Source organism: Streptomyces sp. R35 (genome assembly GCF_041053035.1).
Lineage (GTDB): Bacteria > Actinomycetota > Actinomycetes > Streptomycetales > Streptomycetaceae > Streptomyces > Streptomyces lutosisoli.
The window spans coordinates 7,643,529-7,663,598 of the sequence record NZ_CP163440.1 but is presented as its reverse complement, the minus strand read 5'-3'; the positions used below and the strand labels follow the sequence as shown (position 1 = coordinate 7,663,598).

General features: G+C 69.9%; 21 protein-coding genes and 1 riboswitch. Of the genes, 11 read left to right on the top strand and 10 right to left on the bottom strand.

Annotated elements, in window-relative coordinates:
- Positions 1–102 precede the first annotated feature (102 nt).
- Positions 103–212, top strand: a riboswitch (glycine riboswitch).
- Positions 213–359: 147 nt separating this feature from the next.
- The 9 genes from gcvT (at position 360) to AB5J50_RS34760 (ending at position 8,830) form a co-directional block, all read left to right on the top strand.
- Complete coding sequence (gene gcvT, locus AB5J50_RS34800; protein ID WP_369262394.1) at positions 360–1,478, top strand: glycine cleavage system aminomethyltransferase GcvT; 1,119 nt, start codon at positions 360–362, stop codon at positions 1,476–1,478.
- A 77-nt stretch (positions 1,479–1,555) separates the two neighbouring features.
- Positions 1,556–1,933 carry a glycine cleavage system protein GcvH gene (gene gcvH / locus AB5J50_RS34795; RefSeq protein ID WP_369262392.1) on the top strand — a complete coding sequence of 126 codons (378 nt, stop codon included), beginning with the start codon at positions 1,556–1,558 and terminating at the stop codon, positions 1,931–1,933.
- Positions 1,934–1,944: 11 nt separating this feature from the next.
- The gene (gene glyA, locus AB5J50_RS34790; protein WP_369262391.1) at positions 1,945–3,204 is read left to right on the top strand and encodes a serine hydroxymethyltransferase; all 1,260 of its coding nucleotides are present in this window, start codon (positions 1,945–1,947) and stop codon (positions 3,202–3,204) included.
- A 167-nt stretch (positions 3,205–3,371) separates the two neighbouring features.
- Positions 3,372–4,739 (top strand): L-serine ammonia-lyase, encoded by a 1,368-nt coding sequence (locus AB5J50_RS34785; RefSeq protein ID WP_369262389.1) that lies wholly within the window; start codon positions 3,372–3,374, stop codon positions 4,737–4,739.
- Between the two features lie 77 nt (positions 4,740–4,816).
- Positions 4,817–5,224 (top strand): hypothetical protein, encoded by a 408-nt coding sequence (locus AB5J50_RS34780; RefSeq protein ID WP_327431877.1) that lies wholly within the window; start codon positions 4,817–4,819, stop codon positions 5,222–5,224.
- On the top strand, positions 5,211–6,356 hold the full coding sequence (locus AB5J50_RS34775) for a WD40 repeat domain-containing protein (RefSeq protein ID WP_369262387.1): 1,146 nt from the start codon (positions 5,211–5,213) through the stop codon (positions 6,354–6,356). The genes AB5J50_RS34780 and AB5J50_RS34775 overlap by 14 nt, the downstream gene beginning before the upstream one ends.
- Positions 6,357–6,471: 115 nt before the next feature.
- Positions 6,472–7,503: a phosphatidylinositol-specific phospholipase C domain-containing protein gene (locus tag AB5J50_RS34770; protein ID WP_369262385.1), complete on the top strand. Its 1,032-nt coding sequence runs from the start codon at positions 6,472–6,474 to the stop codon at positions 7,501–7,503.
- Positions 7,504–7,623: 120 nt separating this feature from the next.
- Positions 7,624–8,181, top strand: a complete 558-nt coding sequence (locus AB5J50_RS34765) for a glycoside hydrolase family 25 protein (RefSeq protein ID WP_369262384.1) — start codon at positions 7,624–7,626, stop codon at positions 8,179–8,181.
- A gap of 109 nt (positions 8,182–8,290) precedes the next feature.
- Positions 8,291–8,830, top strand: coding sequence for an MOSC domain-containing protein (locus tag AB5J50_RS34760; RefSeq protein WP_369262382.1), 540 nt, complete (start codon positions 8,291–8,293; stop codon positions 8,828–8,830).
- A gap of 12 nt (positions 8,831–8,842) precedes the next feature.
- Here the strand turns inward: AB5J50_RS34760 and AB5J50_RS34755 are convergent, their stop codons facing one another.
- Positions 8,843–9,616, bottom strand: a complete 774-nt coding sequence (locus tag AB5J50_RS34755) for an NADPH-dependent F420 reductase (protein WP_369265596.1) — start codon at positions 9,614–9,616, stop codon at positions 8,843–8,845.
- 4 nt (positions 9,617–9,620) lie between these two features.
- Positions 9,621–10,613: a zinc-dependent alcohol dehydrogenase family protein gene (locus AB5J50_RS34750; RefSeq protein ID WP_369262380.1), complete on the bottom strand. Its 993-nt coding sequence runs from the start codon at positions 10,611–10,613 to the stop codon at positions 9,621–9,623.
- A 101-nt stretch (positions 10,614–10,714) separates the two neighbouring features.
- Between AB5J50_RS34750 and AB5J50_RS34745 the strand changes: the two genes are divergently transcribed.
- Positions 10,715–11,659 carry an AraC family transcriptional regulator gene (locus AB5J50_RS34745; RefSeq protein ID WP_369265595.1) on the top strand — a complete coding sequence of 315 codons (945 nt, stop codon included), beginning with the start codon at positions 10,715–10,717 and terminating at the stop codon, positions 11,657–11,659.
- 46 nt (positions 11,660–11,705) lie between these two features.
- Here AB5J50_RS34745 and AB5J50_RS34740 read toward each other — a convergent pair whose 3' ends face one another.
- Together AB5J50_RS34740 and AB5J50_RS34735 are read right to left on the bottom strand one after the other, a co-directional pair.
- Positions 11,706–11,918, bottom strand: coding sequence for an EF-hand domain-containing protein (locus tag AB5J50_RS34740; protein WP_327431872.1), 213 nt, complete (start codon positions 11,916–11,918; stop codon positions 11,706–11,708).
- A 60-nt stretch (positions 11,919–11,978) separates the two neighbouring features.
- On the bottom strand, positions 11,979–12,923 hold the full coding sequence (locus tag AB5J50_RS34735) for a MerR family transcriptional regulator (RefSeq protein WP_369262378.1): 945 nt from the start codon (positions 12,921–12,923) through the stop codon (positions 11,979–11,981).
- A gap of 60 nt (positions 12,924–12,983) precedes the next feature.
- On the opposite strand from AB5J50_RS34735, the gene AB5J50_RS34730 reads away from it, so the two are divergent.
- Positions 12,984–13,619: a GNAT family N-acetyltransferase gene (locus tag AB5J50_RS34730; RefSeq protein ID WP_369262377.1), complete on the top strand. Its 636-nt coding sequence runs from the start codon at positions 12,984–12,986 to the stop codon at positions 13,617–13,619.
- A gap of 6 nt (positions 13,620–13,625) precedes the next feature.
- Here the strand turns inward: AB5J50_RS34730 and AB5J50_RS34725 are convergent, their stop codons facing one another.
- The 6 genes from AB5J50_RS34725 to AB5J50_RS34700 all read right to left on the bottom strand — a co-directional run bounded on the left by AB5J50_RS34725 (position 13,626) and on the right by AB5J50_RS34700 (position 20,023).
- Positions 13,626–14,243 (bottom strand): ADP-ribosyltransferase, encoded by a 618-nt coding sequence (locus tag AB5J50_RS34725; protein WP_369262375.1) that lies wholly within the window; start codon positions 14,241–14,243, stop codon positions 13,626–13,628.
- A gap of 90 nt (positions 14,244–14,333) precedes the next feature.
- Positions 14,334–15,539: a YncE family protein gene (locus tag AB5J50_RS34720; RefSeq protein WP_369265594.1), complete on the bottom strand. Its 1,206-nt coding sequence runs from the start codon at positions 15,537–15,539 to the stop codon at positions 14,334–14,336.
- 5 nt (positions 15,540–15,544) lie between these two features.
- Positions 15,545–16,390, bottom strand: coding sequence for a polysaccharide deacetylase family protein (locus tag AB5J50_RS34715; RefSeq protein ID WP_369262374.1), 846 nt, complete (start codon positions 16,388–16,390; stop codon positions 15,545–15,547).
- A gap of 691 nt (positions 16,391–17,081) precedes the next feature.
- Positions 17,082–17,666 (bottom strand): ATP-binding protein, encoded by a 585-nt coding sequence (locus AB5J50_RS34710; RefSeq protein WP_369262372.1) that lies wholly within the window; start codon positions 17,664–17,666, stop codon positions 17,082–17,084.
- 231 nt (positions 17,667–17,897) lie between these two features.
- The gene (locus AB5J50_RS34705) at positions 17,898–18,665 is read right to left on the bottom strand and encodes an enoyl-CoA hydratase-related protein (protein ID WP_327431867.1); all 768 of its coding nucleotides are present in this window, start codon (positions 18,663–18,665) and stop codon (positions 17,898–17,900) included.
- A 107-nt stretch (positions 18,666–18,772) separates the two neighbouring features.
- Complete coding sequence (locus AB5J50_RS34700) at positions 18,773–20,023, bottom strand: Ig-like domain-containing protein (protein ID WP_369262370.1); 1,251 nt, start codon at positions 20,021–20,023, stop codon at positions 18,773–18,775.
- Between the last annotated feature and the right edge of the window lie 47 nt (positions 20,024–20,070).

Below are 20,070 nucleotides of genomic sequence, written 5' to 3'. Positions count from 1 at the left end.
CTTGTTTCGGTACTCGGACTGCCACAGGCCGGTTACAGATGCGGGCTGCCGTGATCGGACGGCGCGTGCAATGATGTGCCCGCCAACTGCATACCGGCCGCTTGAATCCGCGCGGGAGAGTTCCCAGTGACGTACTGCGTACGTCGTGCTGGGACGCCGAAGGAGCAAGTCCCTCCCTTGAATCTCTCAGGCACCGTTACCGCGCGGGCGAGGCACATCTGAAAAGCGGGCCGCTGACCAGTGGCTCCACCCAAGGTGCAAGTCAGGACCACCGTTTCGCGGGGTCGTGATGAACCTCTCAGGTTCCGATGACAGATGGGGAGGAACGACCTCGCCGTCATGCCTTGGGAGCCCCACCGATGAGCAGCAACGCACCCCGTCACACCGCGCTCGATGCCCTGCATCGTTCGCTCGGCGCGACGATGACCGACTTCGCAGGGTGGGACATGCCCCTGCGCTACGGCTCCGAGCGCGACGAGCACCTCGCCGTCCGTACGAAGGCCGGCCTCTTCGACCTTTCGCACATGGGCGAGATCACCGTCACCGGCCCGGAGGCGGCCGCGCTCCTGAACTACGCGCTGGTCGGCAACATCGCCTCCGTGGGGGTGGGCCGCGCCCGCTACACCATGATCTGCCGGGCGGACGGCGGCATCCTCGACGACCTGATCGTGTACCGGCTCCAGGAGCACGAGTACATGGTCGTCGCCAACGCCTCCAACGCCCAGGTGGTGCTGGACGCGCTGACCGAGCGAGCCGAGGGCTTCGATGCCCTGGTGCGCGACGACCGTGACGCGTACGCGCTGATCGCCGTGCAGGGCCCCGAGTCCCCCGGCATCCTGAAGTCGCTCACCGACGCCGACCTCGACGGCCTGAAGTACTACGCGGGCCTGCCCGGCACCGTCGCGGGCGTCCCGGCTCTCATCGCGCGCACCGGCTACACCGGCGAGGACGGCTTCGAGCTGTTCGTCGCGCCCGCCGACGCCGAGAAGCTGTGGCAGGCGCTGACCGACGCGGGCGCCCCCGTCGGGCTCGTCCCCTGCGGTCTGTCCTGCCGCGACACGCTCCGCCTCGAGGCGGGCATGCCGCTGTACGGGCACGAGCTGAGCACCTCGCTCACCCCCTTCGACGCGGGGCTCGGGCGGGTCGTGAAGTTCGAGAAGGACGGCGACTTCGTGGGGCGTACGGCCCTGGAGGCCGCCTCCGAGCGCGCCGCTTCGCAGCCTCCGCGCGTCCTCGTCGGCCTGATCGCCGAGGGCCGCCGCGTCCCGCGCGCCGGGTACCAGGTCGTCGCCGGCGGCACGGTGATCGGCGAGGTCACCTCCGGCGCGCCCTCCCCGACGCTGGGCAAGCCGATCGCGATGGCGTACGTCGATGCCGCGCACTGCGCGCCCGGCACGGCCGGCGTCGGCGTGGACATCCGAGGCAGCCACGAGCCGTACGAGGTCGTGGCTCTGCCGTTCTACAAGCGCCAGAAGTGACACTGGGCGCATCCGCCCAGCTCACCAACCCTCCCCCCCTTCATCAGCACTCCCCCGCGTACAGGAGAATTCAGGCCATGAGCAACCCCCAGCAGCTGCGCTTCAGCAAGGAGCACGAGTGGCTGTCGGTCGCCGAGAACGGCGTCTCGACGGTCGGCATCACCGAGTTCGCGGCCAACGCGCTCGGCGATGTCGTCTACGCCCAGCTTCCGGCGGTCGGTGACACGGTGACCGCGGGCGAGTCCTGCGGCGAGCTGGAGTCGACCAAGTCGGTCAGCGACCTGTACGCGCCGGTCACCGGCGAGGTCGTCGAGGCCAACCAGGACGTGGTCGACGACCCGTCGCTGGTGAACTCCGCGCCCTTCGAGGGCGGCTGGCTGTTCAAGGTACGCATCGCGGACGAGCCGGAAGACCTGATGTCCGCCGACGAGTACACCGCCTTCACCGCCGGCTGAGGAGTCACCGCATGTCGCTTCTGAACACGCCCCTTCACGAACTGGACCCGGACGTCGCCGCCGCCGTCGACGCCGAACTGCACCGCCAGCAGTCCACCCTGGAGATGATCGCCTCGGAGAACTTCGCTCCGGTCGCGGTCATGGAGGCCCAGGGCTCGGTCCTCACCAACAAGTACGCCGAGGGCTACCCCGGCCGCCGCTACTACGGCGGCTGCGAGCACGTCGACGTCGCCGAGCAGATCGCGATCGACCGGGTCAAGGACCTGTTCGGCGCCGAGTACGCCAACGTGCAGCCGCACTCGGGCGCCTCCGCCAACCAGGCCGCGCTCTTCGCGATGGCGCAGCCCGGTGACACCATCCTCGGTCTGGACCTGGCCCACGGCGGCCACCTGACCCACGGGATGCGGCTGAACTTCTCCGGCAAGCAGTTCAACGTGGTCGCGTACCACGTGGACGAAGCCGGCCTGGTCGACATGGCCGAGGTCGAGCGGCTCGCCAAGGAGCACCGGCCCAAGGTGATCATCGCGGGCTGGTCGGCGTACCCGCGCCAGCTGGACTTCGCGGAGTTCCGCCGGATCGCGGACGAGGTCGGCGCGTTCCTGTGGGTCGACATGGCGCACTTCGCGGGCCTGGTCGCGGCCGGTCTCCACCCGAACCCGGTGGAGTACGCGGACGTGGTCACCTCCACCACCCACAAGACGCTCGGCGGCCCGCGCGGCGGCATCATCCTGGCGAAGAAGGAGTTCGCCAAGAAGCTGAACTCCTCGGTCTTCCCCGGCTTCCAGGGCGGTCCGCTGGAGCACGTGATCGCCGCCAAGGCCGTCTCCTTCAAGGTCGCCGCCTCGGACGAGTTCAAGGAGCGCCAGCAGCGCACGCTGGACGGCGCGCGGATCCTGGCCGAGCGCCTGGTCCAGGACGACGTGAAGACCGTGGGCGTGGACGTCCTGTCCGGTGGCACCGACGTGCACCTGGTCCTGGTCGACCTGCGCAACTCCGAGCTGGACGGGCAGCAGGCCGAGGACCGCCTCCACGAGGTCGGCATCACGGTCAACCGCAACGCCGTCCCGAACGACCCGCGCCCTCCGATGGTCACCTCCGGCCTGCGCATCGGCACGCCCGCCCTCGCCACCCGCGGCTTCACGGCCGAGGACTTCACCGAGGTCGCGGACGTCATCGCCGAGACGCTGAAGCCGTCCTACGACGCGGAGTCCCTCAAGGTCCGGGTGTCCGCTCTGGCCGACAAGCACCCGCTGTACCCCGGCCTGAAGTAGTTCCGTACGCTTTTTGACGTACGACCGTTTCGTGCGACCATCGACACTTCGCACGAATGTCCGGGGCGCCGCGCACACTGTGAGGTGGGCGCGGTGCCCCGCCGCATGTATCACCCTCCGCACCACCCGGCAGACAACGGCGTCCGCCGAAACCCCAAGGAGTCCCCGTGGCCATCTCGGTCTTCGACCTGTTCTCGATCGGTATAGGCCCGTCCAGCTCCCACACGGTGGGCCCGATGCGTGCGGCACGTATGTTCGCCCGGCGGCTGCGCAACGAGGAGCTGCTGGCCCCGGTGGCCTCGGTACGCGCCGAGCTGTACGGCTCCCTGGGCGCGACCGGCCACGGCCACGGCACCCCGAAGGCGGTGCTGCTCGGCCTGGAGGGCGCCTCGCCGCGGACGGTGGACGTGGAGGGGGCCGACGGCCGGGTCGAGGAGATCAAGTCGTCAGGGCGTCTGCGCGTGCTCGGCGAGCACGAGATCGACTTCTCCTTCGACGACGACCTGATCCTGCACCGCCGCAAGGCGCTCCCGTACCACGCGAACGGCATGACGATCTTCGCGTACGACGCCGAGGGCGCCCTGCTCCTGGAGAAGACGTACTACTCGGTCGGCGGCGGCTTCGTCGTCGACGAGGACGCGGTCGGCGAGGACCGGATCAAGCTGGACGACACGGTCCTGAAGTACCCCTTCCGCTCGGGCGACGAGCTGCTGCGGCTGACGAAGGAGACCGGTCTCTCGATCTCCGCCCTGATGCTGGAGAACGAGCGCGCCTGGCGCACCGAGGAGGAGATCCGCGAGGGCCTCCTCGCGATCTGGCACGTGATGCAGGCGTGCGTCTCGCGCGGCATGTCCCGCGAGGGCATCCTGCCCGGCGGCCTCAAGGTCCGCCGCCGCGCCGCCGTCTCGGCCCGCCAGCTGCGCGCCGAGGGCGACCCGCTGGCCCACGCGATGGAGTGGATCACGCTCTACGCGATGGCGGTGAACGAGGAGAACGCGGCGGGCGGCCGTGTGGTGACGGCCCCCACGAACGGCGCGGCCGGAATCATCCCGGCGGTCCTGCACTACTACATCAACTTCGTGCCGGGCGCCGACGAGGACGGCGTGGTCCGCTTCCTGCTCGCCGCGGGCGCGATCGGCATGCTCTTCAAGGAGAACGCCTCCATCTCCGGCGCCGAGGTCGGCTGCCAGGGCGAGGTCGGCTCCGCCTGCTCGATGGCCGCCGGCGCCCTCGCCGAGGTCCTCGGCGGCAGCCCCGAACAGGTCGAGAACGCCGCCGAGATCGGCATGGAGCACAACCTCGGCCTGACCTGCGACCCGGTCGGCGGCCTCGTCCAGATCCCCTGCATCGAACGCAACGGCATGGCCGCGGTCAAGGCCGTCACGGCGGCCAAGATGGCCATGCGCGGCGACGGCTCCCACAAGGTCTCCCTCGACAAGGTCATCAAGACCATGAAGGAGACGGGCGCCGACATGAGCGTCAAGTACAAGGAGACGGCCCGGGGCGGGCTGGCGGTCAACATCATCGAGTGCTGACGCCGTAGGCGAGGCCGGCGCCGGCACTTTGGTCACTTGGTGACACCGGCCGGTCGCCCTCCGCTACCCTCTGTGCAGTGACAGGCCTGGAAGCCGCGCTGTGGGGACTGCTGGGGAGCGGGGTCGCCGAAGCGCTGAATCTCTCCGCATCGATGCGGCCCACCGGTCCGCGCCGTCGGTGGCGGTGGCCGTGGAGCAGTCCCGCCGACCGTCCCGTGGTGCTGGTCGCCATCGCGCTGAGACTCTTCGCGGGCTTCGGTCTGACCGCGGCCCTGGGCACCTCGGATCAACTGCCCAACGCGACCGCGGCGTTGGCGGCGGGGCTGGCCGCGCCGCTCATCGTGGCCAGGTTCTTCCAGTCGATCCCCCTCGCCGAACCCGGGGCCCAGCAGCGCCCCGACACGGCGCTGCCCACCACGCGGGAACCGTCCGACCGGCTCGGCCTGCCGGCACCGGAGAGCGGGGGTTCCGATGGTGCGCGCTGACAGCCGGCTCGGTCGCCTGGTGCTGGCTCTCGCCGCGCTGCCGCCGGACGTGGGCACGGCGCCGCCGGACATGGGCACAGCGCGACCAGGGCGGCGCGGTGCCCGGCTCATGGCGGCGCTGGGCACCCGGCCGCTGCCGGTGCGGGTACGGGTGCGGATGCGGGGCAGCGAGCGTCGTCGCCCCGCACCGGGGTGGACGGGCTGGGTTCCCGGGTTCGCCGCGGCCTGCATCCTCGGGGTGATGGGCCTGACGGTCGGCCTGGTCCAGGGCGCAGGCGTACTGCCGTCGCCGTGGAGAGAGATCGGTCCGGGGGGAGCGGGGACGCCGCGGACGGAAACCTGGCAGCCCGTCGGCACCCGCGTCTTCCCGTTCTCGGGCCCCGTAAGTGCGCTGGCCTTCTCGCCCGACGGCCTCACTCTGGTGGCCGCGAGCGGCGTCGCGCTCGACGCGTGGAGGCTGAGCCCTTCCGGGCAGCTGTTGGCACAGAGCATGATCGGGACCGGCCCGGTCTCGGCGCTGGACTTCACCGCGGACGGTCATACGTTCGTGGCCGCGCAAGCGAGCGGGCTGACAGCGTGGGACGTCGAGGAAGGGAAGCGCCTCTGGAGCGTGTCCCTCGGTCAAAACGTCGAGGCCGTGAGCGGCGGCAGGAGCAGCGTGAGATGGGCCGCCTTCGGGTCGGGTGACATTGTCCAGGTGCAGGAGGGTCCGCTTCCACCGGTGGGCGAAACGGCGAGCGGCGGGACGATCCGGCTCCCCCACGCCCCGCGGGCGGCGCAGTTCACCTCCGACGGCGACACGCTCGCCGTCGCCGACGCCGACTGGACCGTACGCCTGTGGGATGTCACGGATCCCAGGCACCCGAAGAACAGAGGCCGGCCGTTCACGGTGGGCGCCGAGGGGGCAACGGCGCTCGCGTTCACCCCGGACGGCACGCTACTCGCGGCGGTGGGGCGGGACCGCCGGGTGCGCCTGTGGGACGTGACGGACCCCTCGAAGCCGGGGTATGTCGGGCGCCCCATCACGGAATCCGACGAGGCGGTCACCACGCTCGCGTTCAGTTCCCACGGCGGTCTCCTGGCGATGGCCGGGCCCGAAGGAGCGGCAAACCTCTGGAGGCGTGGGCATTAGCCCCGCGAACTCCGGTGCACGCAGCGGAGGTTGATGTTCCTCTTAGGGCTACCGCACGGTAATCCACCCACCCTAGGCTGCCGCCGAATGGGCGGCGGCAAAGGGGAGTTGACACGTGCGTACGGTGAGACGGCTGGCAGCGTTGTGCGGGGCGGCGGCGATGCTGCTGGGCATGCCGGGCAGTGCCGAGGCGGCGGCGGTGAAGGTGTCCGACGCGACGGTGATCGGGACGCACAACGCGTACGAGAAGGACAAGTACACGTACTTCGCGAACGCGTTGGACTCGGGGGCCTCGCTGCTCGAACTCGACGTCTACACCGACGGCGTGAGCAAGCGGTGGCGAGTGAGTCACAGCAACCCGGTCGGGAACGACAACAACTGCGAGTACGCCGACAGCCCGGACGAGCTGTACAGCAAGGACCGCAACCAGGACCTCGGCAGCTGCCTGGACAACATCGCGGCCTGGCACCAGGCACACCCGGCACACCGGCCGATCATCTTCAAGGTGGAGATGAAGAACGGCTTCAACAACGACCGTTCACTCGGCCCGGACGAGTTCGACGCACTCGTCGCCGCCAAGCTCGGGAACATCGTCTACAAGCCGTCCGACCTGCTCGGCACCTCGTACTCGACGCTGGACGCGGCCGCGCAGGCCAATGCCTGGCCCTCGCGGGACGATCTGACCGGCAAGGTCATCTTCGAGCTGATACCGGGCACGGTCGAGCAGTCCAATCCGCTCGACACCTACTGGACGGACGAGGAGTACGGGGATCACCTCCGGGACCTGTACGCGGCCGGGACCATCTCCGCCGCACAGGCCTTCCCGGCGGTGCTGGGCGCCGCGTCCGGCGACCCGCGCACCAGCCGCTACGACAGCTCCATCCGCCCCTGGTTCGTGGTCTTCGACGGCGACGCGGCGACGTACGTCAACAACGGCTACGACACGGCCTGGTACGACACCCGTCACTACCTTCTGATCATGACGGACGCGGCGGGCGTCTCCCCCGCCATCTCCTCGACCAGCCCGACGGACGCGGAGGTCGCGGCCCGGCTGTCACTCCTCGCCGCGGACCACGCGAGCGTGATCACCTCGGACTGGTCGGCGAAGTCGGCCACGGTGCTGGGGTCGGTCGCCGGCCGGGGCTGACGTCGCGGGAGTGTCCGGTGTCGAACGCCCGCCCGAGGGTGGGACCGGCCGGCCGAGGGAAAGCGGAAGCTATCGCACCTCCGCGTACCCCCTGCCCCCCACGACACCAGGGAGCCCCCCATGTTGCGAGGCATCGACGTCAGCGCGTACCAGTCGTCGGCGTACGACACGGACGGCCTCTCCTTCGTCTTCATCAAGGCGACGGAGGGGCGTTCGTATGTGAACCCCAAGCTCACGGCCCAGGTGAAGACCGCCCGCGACGCCGAATGCGTCGTCGGGTTCTACCACTTCCTCTGGCCCGGCCACATCACCGCGCAGGCCGAGTACTTCCTCGGCAAGACCCCGGAGCAAGCGGGCGACCTGCTCGCCGTCGACTGGGAGACGACCGGCGACGGCACCCACGCGAGCAACGCGGAGAAGGACCACTTCATCCGGACGGTGAAGGAACTCCGGCCGGACCACCGGGTCGTGCTCTACACGAACCGGAACTACTGGCTGAACGTCGACACCACCTCGTACGCCGGGGACGGCCTGTGGATCGCCGACTACGTCACGGCGGGCAAGCCGCGCATCAAGGCCAAGTGGCGCTTCCACCAGTACACCGACGACCCGCTGGACAAGGACGTCGCCGACTTCGCGAGCAAGGCGAAACTGGTCGAGTGGGCCGACAACGGCTGACCGCTCCCCGGTCGCGAAGGTCAGGATCCCTGGGACTTTTCCGGGGCGGGCCTTACGATTTCGCTGGTCACTGGCGCGATGACGCCATCAGCGGAGCGGGGAGCAGCACATGGGTGGGACAGTCACGGCGGTCAGCAGCAACGGGACGTACTCGTTCACCAAGCCGAACCGGGAGAGCATCACGCTGCTCGCCGGGCTCGGGGTGGAGGGGGATGTGCACGCCGGGACGACGGTCAAGCACCGGTTCCGGATGGAGAAGGATCCGTCGCAGGTGAATCTGCGGCAGGTGCATCTCATACATGAGGAACTCTTCGACGAGCTCCGGGAGGCCGGGTTCGCCGTCGCCCCCGGGGAGCTCGGGGAGAACGTCACCACCCGTGGGGTCGATCTGCTGGGGCTGCCGGTCGGGGCGCTGCTGCACATCGGGGACGAGGCCGTCGTCGAGGTCACCGGGTTGCGGAATCCGTGCGCGCAGATCGACAACTTCCAGAAGGGGCTGCTCAAGCAGGTGGTGGGAAGGGGCGAGAGCGGCGTCGTCTACAAGTCCGGGGTCATGAGTGTCGTGCGGGAAGGCGGGCTGGTGCGGCCCGGCGACTCGGTCAAGGTCGAGTTGCCCGCAGGGCCGCACCGGCCCCTGGAGATCGTCTAGATCCTCTCCGCCTCAGCCACGGAAGCCCGCCGGGCGCTCCGGGGAGGCCTCGGCCAGGGCCTTCGTCACCGCGTCGAGGCCTTCCTGGAGGCCGTACACCGGGGTGTCGGGCTGCTGGCGCCAGGAGTCGTCGAGGCCGCCGGCGTCGACGGTGTCGAAGCCGAGGTCGTCGATGAGGGCGCGGACGACGCGCTTGGCGGCCTCGTCGTCCCCGGCGACCGGGAGGGCCATGCGGTCGGGGGCGCCGGCCGGACGGTGGCGGTCCAGGATGTCCTGGGCGTACGTGCCGTTGAAGGCCTTGATGACCGTGTGGCCGATCTGCTGGGCCGTCCAGCGGCTCTCGGTGAGGCCCTCGTCCTCGATCGCGGCGATCCTGCCGTCGCGCTGCTGGGGGTAGTAGTTGCCGGTGTCGATGACGGCGACGCCCTCGGCGGCTCCGTCCAGGAACCCGTCCGGCAGGTCCGGGACCGCCTTCAGGGGGACCGTGACGACCACGACCTCGGCGCCGCGCGCAGCGTCCTCGACCTTGACGGCTGTCGCCCCGGTCTCCTCGGCGAGCGCGGTGAGCGTGTGGGGACCGCGGGAGTTGGCGACGGAGACGTCGTGCCCGAGGGCGGTGAGCCGCCGGGTGAGGTTGCCGCCGATGTTGCCCGCGCCGATGATGCCGATCTTCATGATGGACAGGCCCTTCCAGGGTTGATGCTCCTGATGGGGATCACCAACCCCGGGCCCGCGCCCGCTATTCCGAGGCGTACGGCAATCGGGTGACCGCCGTGGGGGCCTCAGGACTTCAGGGCTTCACCACGATCTTGCCGGTGTGCGTGTTGGACTCCATCAGGCGGTGGGCGTCCCCGATGCGGTCGAGGCCGTCGAAGACCTCGGCGACGACGGGGCGCAGGGTGCCGTCGGCGAGGCCCGCGTTGACGTAGTGCGCGGCACGGCGACGGGCGTCCGCGGGCCCGGTGACCTCGAAGTTGCTGTAGCCGTGGATGGTGAGGGGCCAGTTCATCGGCAGTTCGATCGGGCGCGGGTCCAGCCAGCCGTAGCTGACCAGGGTTCCGTTCGGGACGGTGGCCTCGCCCAGGGCGCGGAAGCCGGGGCCGCCGATCGCGTCGAAGACGATGTCGGCGCCCTGCCCGCCGGTCAGCCGCCTGGTCTCCTTGATCACGTCCTCGTGCTCGCTGACGATGACATGCTCAGCCCCCAGGTCGAGCAGCTGCTGCCGCTTGGCATCGCTGCGGGTCGTGACGATCGGGACGGCGCCGCTGCGGCGGGCGGCCTGGATCGCGGCGGTGCCGACACCGCTGGACGCCCCGGTGATCAGCACCTGGTCCCCGGGAGCCATGCCCGCGGTCACGATCAGGGCGCCGTACGCCGTCGTGTACGTGAGCCAGACGGCGGCCGCGGTGACCGCGTCGACCCCGGCGGGCCGCGGGACGAGGGCGCTCTCGGGCAGCAGGATCCGGTCGCCGTACACGCCGTGCTCGCTGAGCTTGAAGTTGGCCGCCGACATCACGAGGTCGCCCGGCGTGAACGCGGTGACACCCTCGCCCACGGCCTCGACCTCGCCCGCCGCCTCGTAGCCGTTGCGGGAGCCCGGCAGCGTCGGCTGGTAGAAGTAGGCGCCCGCACGGAAGAGCGCCTCGGCGCGGTTGAGCGCCAGCGCCGCGACCTTGACGAGCACCTCGCCCGGTCCTGGCGCGGGCAGTTCGACCTCCTCGACCGTCAGGACGTCGGGGCCGCCGAGTTCATGAAAGAGCACTGTGCGTGCGGTGGTTGACATGCCGTCGACGCTACGAGGGTCGTGCGAGACGATCCATGTCTGCCGATCTCGATTTCCTGTCCGTACGTCTCGCGGTGGCGAGCAGCGGCTACCGTACGGGCATGGACGTACTCAGCGACGCCATCGCGGCGATGCGCACCGGGCTGCCGCACTCCAAGCGCCATGACAAGTACGCGCCGTGGGGCATGAGCTTCCCGGACTCGGACAGCACCGGGTTCCATGTGGTGTTGCAGGGTTCGGCGTTGCTGATCCCGGCGGAGGGCGAGCCGGTGGCGCTGGGGCCCGGTGATGTGGCGTTCCTGTCCCGGGGCCGCGGATACGCGCTGGCCAGCGGTCTCGACGTACCGCTGGAGGAGATACGGCAGCTGCCGGACGGCTCGTGGCCCGAACTTCCGCCACCCGTACGGGAGTCGGGCCCGGTCACGGTGATGCTGTGCGGCGCGTACCACCTGGACCGGGGCCGCGCCCACCCGCTGCTCTCGGAGCTGCCGGAGGTCGTGCACCTGCCCTCGCGCATCGGCGCCCACCGCTCGCTGCGGGCGGCGGTCGAACTGCTCGGCATGGAGCTGGAGGAGCGGCAGCCCGGCTCGGACACGATCGTCACGTCCCTGCTCGACACCCTGCTGCTCTACATCCTGCGCGCCTGGTGGCAGACCGAGCGCCATGCTTCCGGGCACCCGACGGGCTGGGCCGCGGCGCTCGCCGACCCGGCCGTCGGGGCCGCACTGCGCGCCATCCACGGCGATCCGGCGCACCCGTGGACGGTCGAGGAACTCGGCGTCCACGGCGGCCTCTCCCGCGCGGCCTTCGCCCGCCGCTTCGCCACGCTGGTGGGCGAGCCCCCGCTGACGTATCTGACCTGGTGGCGCATGGTCACCGCGGGCCGGCTCCTGCGCGAGGACTCCGTCCCCCTCCGCCTGATCGCCCAACGCGCCGGCTACACCTCGGAGTTCGCCTTCGCCAAGGCGTTCAAGCGGGAGTACGGGGTGGCGCCGGGGCAGTACCGCGGACGGGCACCCGGGGGCCGCTCCGCACGCACCGCATGACGAAGGGGCGCCCGCCGGATCACCGGTGGGCGCCCCTTCGTGGGTGCTACTTGTTCAGGTGGGCCCAGAACTCGTCGAACGAGAGGACCTTGTCGCCGTTCAGGTCGCGGCTGGCGATGATGGCCTCCGCCACCGACTCGGTGACGTTCCAGTCGCCACCCTGGGCGAGGGCGGTCTTGAACTCGGCCGCGGTGATCGAACCGTCACCGTCCGTGTCGATCCGCTCGAACTGCTTACGTGCTTCCTCGATGTCCGCCACCGGTCCGCCCCTTCGTCGTGCATCACTGCGTGCGTTACTGCCTTGTGTACGGGGGTCAGATTAACTGGCCGACCGAGCCCGCAGTGCGGCGACCACCCAGGCGAACTCCTCACGGTGCGCCGACAGCGGGTCCACGCCGCGGACCAGGGCGTTCAGCTCCCGGAAGCGGGCCATCTCACTGTGTGACGCGGACTCGATGCGTTCCAGTACGGCGGCCCGGTCGGCGTTCCCGAGGATCCCGGCCAGCACCTCCTCGGCCTCGGGCGACCCGGGGGCGACGCCCCGCTCCAGCGCCTCGCCGGCGAGCTGCACGAGACGGCTCATGAACCACAGGGACGTACCGGCCGGCACCTCGGGCCCCCGGTTCGCCGCGTTGAACTCGATCATGTTGCGCATCCGCGCGCGAAAGCCCCGGTCCTGCAAGAGCTCCGCCAGCTCCACCCAGGCGTCCACCTGCTCGGGCGTGGGGTCCTCGGGCAGCTCAGCGAGGCCGAACCGCAGCCGGGTGCGGATGTCGGGGTCCGCGGTGTCGAGGCCCGCGAAGGTCTCCTCCATGAAGTCGTCGGCGATCTGCTTCCGCTCCGCGGCCGACAGCCGCGCCAGTTTGTTCATCAGGGTCATCTCCTCCGCGGTCGAGCCGCGTCGCGCCACGGTCGACAGCACCGCACGGGTCACCTGCAACTGGGGTCCCCCCAGGCCCTTAAGGCACTGGGGGAGGATCTGCGCGTCCAGCGCCGCCACATGCGTCGCCGCGACCTCCGCGACCGTCGTCTCGCCCGCCAGCACCTTGCGTACGTCGTCCAGGCCCAGGCCCAGTTCGCGCAGGGTGCGGATCAGCTCCAGGCGGGCGACGGACGCGGCGTCGTACAGGCGGTAGCCGCCCGAGGAGCGGGTCACCGGGGGCAGGGCCCCCTCGTCCGACCAGTACCGGATGGTACGGACGGACAGGCCGGTGCTGCGGGACAGCTCGCCGATGGTGAAAAGTCCGGTGCCGTCTTCGATCATGTCTGCGAGTCTGGGCCTTCCAGTGGGTGGAGACTCAAGCGGCGGGAAACGGTGACGGTCATGGCTGACACCCTGCGGGACATTGTGGACGCGGCGGCCCGGGGTGTCTTTCCTCCGCCCGACGGCCGCACCACCGTCGTACGCCAGCACTCCCCCCGCGACGCCGGTGTCCTCTCCTTCACGGCGCACTCCGTCGTCTTCACCGACGAGGACGAGGGATGGGTGCGCGAGACGCTGGCCGCCATGGACTGCGACGCGCTCGCGGCGACCATGAACCCACGGTTCCTCGCCGCGCTCATGGAACGCACCGGGCGGTCGAACGACACCATCGACCTGATGAGCGTCGCCGCTCCGCTCCCGGGCGAACCCCTGTTGCCCCTGAGCGAGATCGGCGACCCCGACCATCCCCGGGTCGCCAGTTCCCGCAAGCGGCGCGACGACGTACGGGTGTGGGCCGCGGACGGCGGGGTCCTCGTCCTGGGGCGCGGGATCGCGGGGCGTCTGGAGGTCGCGGTCGAGGTGGAGGAAGGCGTACGGCATCGGGGGCTGGGGCGGGCACTCGCGTCGGCGGCACGGCAGCTGGCCGGCGAGCCCGTCTGGGCGCAGGTGTCGCCGGGGAACGCCCGCAGTCTGCGGGCGTTCCAGGCGGCCGGTTACCGTCCCGTCGGGGCGGAGGCGCTGCTCATCGCCCGGTGACCGAGATCAGTGCCAGGGCTCGTAGTTCGGGTTGCTCTCGCAGTCGCTCATGATCTCGGTCTTGGTCTTCTTGTCGACCGGGCAGACGCCGATGATGTACTGGCGCGCGACGCCGCCGGGGAAGGCGACCTCGACCTGGTCGGCCCACTTGTGGGTGTCACCGATGGTCTTGTTGACGTCCACGCCGCCCGGCGCGTCGATGTAGTAGTTGAAGCCGGACTTGTACCAGGTCTTGTACAGGTCGTGGTCGTACGTCGTCGACACATACGGCGATGGCTGGTTGACCAGGACGTACTGCTCGATGTCGTACTGCCCGTTGACGACGTCCTTCGGGTAGAAGCCCTGCTCGAAGACGGTCGCCGGGCCGCGGCTGTCGCTGCGGTAGAGCGTGCCGCAGGTCTTGCGCCAGACCGGGTCGGGGGTGATGCGGTCGACGTCCACGCGGCGGTCGGCGGCGGCCTGGACCGGGTCGGTGAACTGGGGACAGGTGGGCGCGGCGGCCTTCGCACCCTTGGTGGCCGTCCCCGTGGCCGGAGAGGCGGGTGTCGCGGCGGACGTTGCCAGGACGGCCGCGAGGGACAGGACGGCGGCAGCGGCCCGCCGCCGCAGGCGAGTTGTGATCATGGGGAGCACGATCTCGGTTCCGCGGCGGCGGGTCGGGGATCATCACCCGTACGGCGGCGTGTCAGTCAACCGGGGTTGCCCGCAGGGCTTCTAGCGGAAGATGCCCGTGTGGCCGAGCGAGTAGCGGCCCGGCTGCGGGTACACCGCGAGGCCGTGCGGGCCGTCGCCGACCGGGATGCGGGCGAGCTGGACGCCGGTGCGGGTGTCGATGGCGTACACCTCGGCGTCGTAGCGGCCGGAGAGCCACAGCACCTTGCCGTCGGCGGAGACGCCGCCCATGTCGGGGCTGCCGCCGTCGGGCAGGTGCCACTTCTTGGTGAGCCTGTTCTGGGTGAAGTCGAAGATGGAGATCGTGCCTTCACCTCGGTTGGAGATGTACATCTCGCGCGAGTCGCGGCTGACGTACAGGCCGTGGCAGCCCTTGCCGGTGGGGAGCAGGGTCGGCGTGGTGAACTTGTCGCCGTCCAGGACCCACATGCCGTTGGCCATCATGTCGGCGATGTAGAACTTCTTGCCGTCCGGGGAGATTTTCACGTCCTGCGGCATGGCGCCGTCGAACGGGAGCTTCTGCCGGCCGATCACCTTCATCTTCTCGGTGTCGACCTTCAGCAGTTCGCCGCTGAACTCGCAGGAGACGATGAAGTAGCGGCCGTCCATGGAGAAGTCGGCGTGGTTGACGCCGTAGCAGCTGACCGGTTCGGTCTTGACGCGCTTCATCGTGTGCGCGTCACGGAAGACCAGTTCGCGGTCGAGGGAGGCCATGACGATGGCGTACTTGCCGTTGGGCGTGAAATAGAGGTTGTACGGGTCGTGTACCTCGACCGTTCTGCCCGCCTTGCCGGTCTTCGGGTCGATGGGGGTGAGGGTGTTGCCCTTGTCGTTGTTGACCCACAGCGTCTTCATGTCCCAGGAGGGGACGACGTGTTGGGGCTGGGCGCCGACCGGGATCGTCTCGATGACCTCGTACGTCTTCGGGTCGATGACCGAGACGGTGTTGTCGTTGGTGTTGGGGACGTAGACGCGGGAGGGGAAGTCCTTGACCACCGGGGAGAGCCTGTTCGGGCGGTCGGCGGCGTAGACGTCCGTCGGGTCGAGCACGGCGGGCATGCCCGGCAGGCCCTGGACCGGCTTCTTCATCGTCTTCGTCTTCGGCGGGGCGGGCTGGACGGCGGCGGGCTTGGTGCCGATGGCCTCGTTCGCGTGGTCCTTGGGCTCACCGCCGCAGCCCGGGAGCGCGGCGAGGGCGGCGAGGGCGGCGCCGGCGATCAGTGCGCGCCTGAGGGGAGTGTGGTGCATCTGCATCAGCTCAGCAGCTCCGTGGTGGTGACCGCGCGCAGGCCGCGGCGGTCGAGTTCTTCCAGGACGGCGGGCAGTGCGGCGACCGTGTCCGCGTACCCGAAGTGCAGGCTCACGATCGATCCGGCGCGGATTTCGCCCATGATGTTGCGGGTGACGGCGGCGGCTCCCGGCGAGGTGAAGTCGAGCGAGTCGACGTCGTAGGAGAGCGTGTGCGGGTAGCCCGCGTCGCGGGCGAGCCGTTCGACCAGGGGTGAGGCGCGGGGTGTGCGGGACGGCCGGAACCAGGTGCCGATCGAGCCGGTGAGCCGCTTGAGGCGGTCCGCGCAGCCCTGGATCTCCGCGACCGCGTCGGCCTCGGACATCGCGTTGATGTCGAGGTGGCGCTGGGTGTGGTTGCCGAGGTCGTGGCCGCCGTCGAGGATGCGGCGGGCGAGGTCGGGGTGCTCGTCGAGCCAGGTGCCGACGGCGAGCACGGTGACTCGGGCGCCGTTCTTCTCGGCCTCGCCGAGAAGTGCCTTGGCAATGGCTGGGTCGCCCTGGCCGTGGAAGGTGAGGGCTGCTTGGGGGCGGGTGCGGGGGCCGTGGGCGATCACGGGGGGCTGGGCCGGAAGCGGTGGGGGGTGGGAGCGGGGGGGTGTGGTGCGAGGGGGGCGTGGACGGGGACGTGGACGTGGTGCCTGTGGCGGGGGGTGCGGGGGCGCTGGGGGTACCGGGTGCGCGACGGCGCCTGCCGCGGAGCAGCCGGCGGCGAGCGTCCCCGCGGCGAGCGCGATCCCCGAGCGCAGCGCCGCGCGGCGGTCTGGTGCCGGGCGTGCGACGCGTTCTTCAGACGTGGTCACCCGCACCATTTAAGGGTGAGCTGACGCTAAAAGTGGCGATTGGTCCGATCGGGGGGTGGGTCGGGGCCGGTTGGGGGCGGGTCGGGGCCGCACCGGTACGTCCAGCCCGTCGCCGGTGGGCATTACTGCCTGCTGCCACAGCATGAACTTGCCCATAACCACGTAAGCGACGGGCTGGACGTACCGACACGGCCCCTTCTGTACGTCGGCCGTGCGTCGCCGGGTGCGAGTGCGGGTGCATGTCCGTGTGGCGAACGGTTCCTGGGCTGTCGCGGGGCGCAGCCCCGCGCCTTTGCTTTTAGGGGCGCGGGGAACTGCGCGACAAGACCCCACCGGCCCGCAGTCGAAACGCAACCCCCGGGGTCGAAGGGGCGGAGCCCCTGGGGATGGGACGGGTAGGGGCGGCGGGGGCGAGGAACATCCCGGGTACAACCGGAGGTGGTGGGTGGGGCGTGCGCGGGAAATACAGGGGGCGCGAAGTTCATGCAGAGACATCCGGTTCAACCCCAACCGCTTTTGGATCAATCACCCGCGTCTGCGATAGTCAGCGGTGCGACCTCCACCCATTGACCCGGGCCATGGTTGTCGCCGGTGCCGTGGTTCACACCCCAATTCGTTCCACGGCGCCTCAGGAGCCCCGGCTGCTCAGCGGCCGGGGTTTCCGCGTGTACGGGGGATGGAGAGGGGTGGAGAGGTGGAGTCAGCGGTCGGCCACTCTCATCTCGAACCAGGTGGTCTTGCCTCGGGGCAGGAGATCCACACCCCAGCGGTCGGAGAGTTTGTCCACGAGGAAGAGGCCTCGGCCGCTCAGGTCGAGTTCCTGGACCGGCATCAGACAGGGGAGACCCCGCGAGGGGTCGCGGACCTCGATACGGATCCAGCCCCGGCGGCGGCGCATACGGAGTCCGAAGACGCGCGCGCCGGTGTGGCGCACGGCGTTGCCGACGAGCTCCGAGACGAGTAAGACCGCGTCCTCCGTCATCTTCGGCGACAGGCCCCAGTGACGCAGGACCACGACCTGCGTGAGCCGCCGCGCGGTGGCCGCGGACTCCGGGCGGGACGGCAACGGCACCTCCGCCTCTGTCGGATTGCCGAACAACTCCAGTGCCTGGAGCGCCCGTTCGTCCTCGACCGCAGGCGTCCAGCGCGCCGCGGTCGCACTCCCGTGCCGCCGCGGCTGTTCGATACCCTCCAGCCCCGCCATGCCCCCATCATGGCCGCCCAGAGCCGCCTTCGTGGGCGTTCCGAAGGAATACGCCCCCCGGAACGCCCCATTCCGCACCATCCAGTTGACATATGCCACAGGCAGTTCGGCAGCTTGGGCAGCCCGTCTGACCTGGCCATACTGCCCAGTTGACGGCAATCGCCGGACGTCCCCCACAGGGCAGGCTTAAGGTTGCCTTAAGCCTCACATAAACCGCCCCTTCGGGGGACGCCGGGTAAGACATCGCGTCAACTACAAGTGGATCAGCGGAACTTGGAGAGTGACTTTCGGCTCAGCGGAACCGCTCGTGACTCAGAGGAACTTCGCCTTTCCCGGGCCCTCCTCCACGAAGCTCTTCATCCCCCGCTCACGGTCCTCCGTCGCGAACAGGCCCGCGAACCAGTTGCGTTCAATGGCGAGTCCGGTCTCGAGGTCCGTCTCCAGGCCCGCGTCGATCGACTCCTTCGCCGCGCGCAGCGCGATCGCCGGGCCCTGCGCGAGCTTCGCGGCCCAGGCGTGTGCGGCGGTGTACACCTCGTCGGCCGGGACGACCCGGTCCACCAGGCCGAGCGACAGGGCCTCGTCGGCCTTGACCATGCGGCCGGTGAAGATGAGGTCCTTGGCCTTGGAGGGGCCGATCAGACGGGACAGGCGCTGGGTGCCGCCGGCGCCGGGAATCACGCCGAGCAGGATCTCCGGCTGGCCCAGCTTGGCGTTGTCCGCGGCGATGCGGAAGTCGGCGCACAGCGCCAACTCGCAGCCTCCGCCGAGCGCGTAGCCGGTGACGGCGGCGACGACAGGCTTGGGGATACGGGCTACGGCGGTGAAAGAGTCCTGCAGGGCCCGGGACCGTACGACCATCGCGGCGTGGTCCATCGCCTGCATCTCCTTGATGTCCGCACCCGCCGCGAACACCTTCTCCCCGCCGTACAGCACCACCGCGCGGACGTCCGCCCGGCCGGTGGCCTCCTCGGCGAGCTCCTTGAGCCGGTCCTGGGTGGCGACGTCCAGCGCGTTCATGGGCGGGCGGTCCAGACGGATGGTGCCCACGCCTTCGGCCACTTCGAGATGCACAGTCATGGCAGCAGGTTAGTGCGCGTTAACGGGAACGGGCCCGGTGTGCTCAGTCACAGCAGCACACCGGGCCCGTATCCGTATCTGTATCCGTACCGGTCAAGCGGGGGGATCTAGGCGATCCACTTGTCCCAGGACATGTTCCAGCCGTTGAGGCCGTTGTCCGGGGCGACCGTCTTGTCGTTGGAGTTCTTCACGATCACCACGTCACCAATGATCGAGTTGTCGTAGAACCAGGCCGCCGGCACATCGCTGTCGTAGCCGCCTCGCACATCGCGTACGCCGATGCAGCCGTGGCTGGCGTTGTAGTTGCCGAAGGCGCCGCCGCCCCAGTAGTTGCCGTGGATGAAGGTGCCCGAGTTGGTCAGGCGCTGGGCGTGCGGCACGTCCTTGATGTCGTACTCGCCGCCGTAGCCGACCGTCTCGCCGTTCATGCGGGTCACCTTGAGGCGCTCGCTGATGACCATCTGGCCGTTCCAGGTGTCGTAGCCCGGCTTGCCCGTGGTGATCGGGATGGTCTTGAGGACCTTGCCGTCGCGCTTGACGACCATCGTGTGCTTCTTGGCGTCGACGGTGGTGACCTGGCTGCGGCCGATCGTGAAGCTCACGGTCTTGGCCTGCTTGCCGTAGACGCCGGGCCGGCCCTCGACGCCGTCGAGATCGAGGGTGACGGTGACCTTCGTACCGGCCGCCCAGTACTGCTCGGGACGGAAGTCGAGGCGGTCGTTGCCGAACCAGTGGCCCTGGACGTCGACCGCGGGCTCGGTCTTGAACTTGATGGCCTTCTCGACGTCGTCGGGGTGCGTGATGCCCCGCGTGAAGTGGACCGAGAAGGGCATTCCCACGCCGACCTTGGAACCGTCCTCGGGCGTGTAGATGCCGACGAAGGTGTTCTTGGGGGTGAGGGTGGTGAACGCCGACTCCTCGGCCGCCTGACGGCCGTCGGAGTCCTTGGCCACCGCGTGGACCTTGTACTTGGTGGCCGAGGCGAGGTGGGTCGAGGGCGTCCAGGTGGCGCCCCCGTCCGTGATCTTGCCCTCGACCGCGTTGCCCTTGGTGTCCTCGACCTTGACCTCGGTCAGCTTGCCCTTGGCGGCGGACACCTTGAGGGCACCGCTGGTCTTCACATCGGCGGCGCCGTCCTTGGGGGCGATGGTCACCACGGCCTGCGAGGCCTTGGTGTCCGCCGTACTGGAACTGCCGGCACTCCTGCCCTTGCCGTCCCCGGACCCGGTGTCCGAGTCCCCTCCCCCGCCGCAGGCGGTCACGGCGAGCAGCAGGACGCCCAGCAGGAGTGCCAGGATTCCCTTGCCCTTGTGTGTCCGCGCGCCAACCGACGCCCCCGATATCGGTCGCCCGTTCAAAATGGTTCTCCCCTCGCACGGCCTGATCAGGCCCGCACTCCAGCGCG